The 2368-nt window shown below is 51.2% G+C and carries 1 tRNA gene and 3 pseudogenes; 1 reads left to right on the forward strand and 3 read right to left on the reverse strand.

Going from position 1 to position 2368, the window contains the following annotated elements:
* Window positions 1-175: 175 nt before the first annotated feature.
* The 3 pseudogenes from EJP87_RS15445 to EJP87_RS19095 all read right to left on the reverse strand — a co-directional run.
* Window positions 176-598, reverse strand: a pseudogene (locus EJP87_RS15445) (type I restriction endonuclease subunit R); the annotation flags it as partial.
* A 106-nt stretch (window positions 599-704) separates the two neighbouring features.
* A pseudogene (locus tag EJP87_RS15450) lies at window positions 705-1304 on the reverse strand (Fic family protein); the annotation flags it as partial.
* Between the two features lie 11 nt (window positions 1305-1315).
* A pseudogene (locus EJP87_RS19095) lies at window positions 1316-1432 on the reverse strand (hypothetical protein); the annotation flags it as partial.
* Window positions 1433-2267: 835 nt separating this feature from the next.
* Between EJP87_RS19095 and EJP87_RS15460 the strand changes: the two are divergent.
* Window positions 2268-2344, forward strand: a tRNA-Arg gene (locus EJP87_RS15460).
* Window positions 2345-2368 lie beyond the last annotated feature (24 nt).

A 2368-nucleotide genomic window follows, 5' to 3' on the forward strand; every position in this document is an offset into this window, starting at 1 on the left:
GCAACGGATTCCTAATCCGTAGGCCGTGCGTTCAAATCGCGCCGGGGACACCAATTTTTTCAATAAGTTACGGTCACTCGCACGGTGGCCGTTTTTGTTTTTCGGGATTTTGGGTTCCCCTATGGGTTCCTTCTATGGACATTTCAGCACCATCCCCTTTGCTGCTTCCGAATGGTCAAACGGTCACCTGAGATTCACCCCGTGACCGCAACGCTTCATAAAGGTTGGCCGGCCCCAACAGGATATCACGCAATCCATGCCGCACTTTCTCCGAATCCAATGCCTGTTTGCTCATGCTGCTGTGGGCGGCAAAAGCATCCATGATGGCGTTCATCAGTTCATTGGCCAAGTCAGGGGAGTTGGAAAACTGCTCCTTGGTGTTGTTGGCCGCCTGCTGGACCAAAATTTCGGATTCCAACAACTTTCCCTTCAGTACATGATTAATATAAATCAGCTTGTCATCGTCGGAAAGCTCACCCTCAAACAGCGTGTTGACCTTCTGGATGATTTCCGCCAGCAGCACCTTTTCCTTCTCCTGGACCTCACCGGTGCCAGTGGCGGTCATAGGTCGGAGTTTGTCTGCTTCCCCTTCATGCAAGGGCAGATTCCGCTTTCCCTGTTACCAACGTCCACCATGCAGCGGCATCAGCATGCCGTGCATCTTTAACTTGGCAACAGTCTAAGTTAAGGGAATATTGTTTCCCTTAACTTAAAAACAGTGCCAGATAACGGTCGAAGGCGTAGGTTCGCCATCGTTGCTGACCGGTCGTTTCCACTAATATTCCCAATCTTGTCAGATCACGAATCAGCGCATTGGCTGTCGGCGCGCTGACATGTAACGCTTTTTCGATATCTGATGCGGAAATCAGGGGTGTGCGGTACAACAAATTTAAAACTTGGCGCGCATTGGGGGTGCGTTTTCCCAACCCCAGCACCGCCTGCTCGACATCGGTACGCAACGTCAAGATCTGTCGGAAGACGTCTCGCCCCTTGGTGGCGGTTTCGGCCACGCCGCTGAGAAAAAACCGTACCCAATGGATCATGTGATTGGTAACGCGCACCTGCATCAGTGCGTCGTAGTAGCTGGTCCGGTTGCGTTCAAAAAAGTCGGAGAGGTAGAGAGAGGGTTTGGCCAACAACTTGTTACTGACCAGATAGAGTGGAATCAGCAAGCGGCCGATACGTCCGTTGCCATCCAGAAACGGATGGATGGTCTCAAACTGATAGTGACTGATGGCAATGCGTACCAGATGGGGAACGGTGATGGACTCGTTGTGCCAGAATTGTTCCAGATCGCTCATCAATGCCGAAAAGTCTACCAAAGGCAGCATGACCCGTCTATGCATCTTTGGATGGTGTTCAATAACAATAGACGCAACTTCTTGTCGAACATGTATCGCTTTATGACTTCATCAAATGTAGCCCCAGCAACGAAGGCGTGGGTCTGTCATGGTCCGACTCGCAATCGTACCAGTAGTCAATAGTCGTTGATGCGTCTGAGATGGTGAAGGGCGGCGCTACGGTCATGGATAGCCATGCCGCGAAAGATGCGCTTATCGAGCTATTCGTCGAGGGGTGCTGCGGGTTCCGAACATTTCACGAACATTTCACGAACCAGCACGCCAGAAAAAAATAACCCTCCATGTTGCGCCGTTCTGACGAGAGGCGTGGAGGGTGTTGTTACCCCCGATTATGAGTGCTGCGGAACAAAAATCAATAAAAAATGTGTTTATCACGCCGTCACATCCCCCAGGATGTCCATAATAATTTCTATTCTCCACCTGTTTCATTTCCGCATCAATATCCGCTAAGTAACGGTGAACACACACTTTCTCTGACTAAAGGTCACTGGGATTGCCTCTCAAGAAACGCGGTCCGTTTCATCCATCCGGGTACACCGCGAAACTGAAGAGGCAGCATGACCAAAGAGCGGTTGGAACGGGAAGTCCTGGGTTGGTTGGGAGAAATTGGCGATGCCCATTGCACTGACCGGATTTGGCCCCGGATGGCAACACTCCAGAACGCAAAGATTACCGACAAATTCTCCTCACCGACCGCCTCCGCAGGGCCATTGCCCGAAGCGGATCATGAAAACCCTTTGCGAAAGGGCTGTCGTGGAGTATTTTTGCTTGCACCCGATTTGTCACCCTGGGGCCATCCCTGATGGACCACAGCAAAGTTCCTCTGGGAGCCATCCAGAAAATAGGGTCTCACACGGTACGGGCAGTTAATGCATGATGGTCTGTAACTGGTTGATACTCAAAAAAGTCCTCGTAGCTCAGCCGGATAGAGCAACGGATTCCTAATCCGTAGGCCGTGCGTTCAAATCGCGCCGGGGACACCAATTTTTTCAATAAGTTACGGTCAC

Source organism: Candidatus Magnetaquicoccus inordinatus (assembly GCF_004217665.1).
In the GTDB taxonomy this organism is placed as follows: domain Bacteria; phylum Pseudomonadota; class Magnetococcia; order Magnetococcales; family Magnetaquicoccaceae; genus Magnetaquicoccus; species Magnetaquicoccus inordinatus.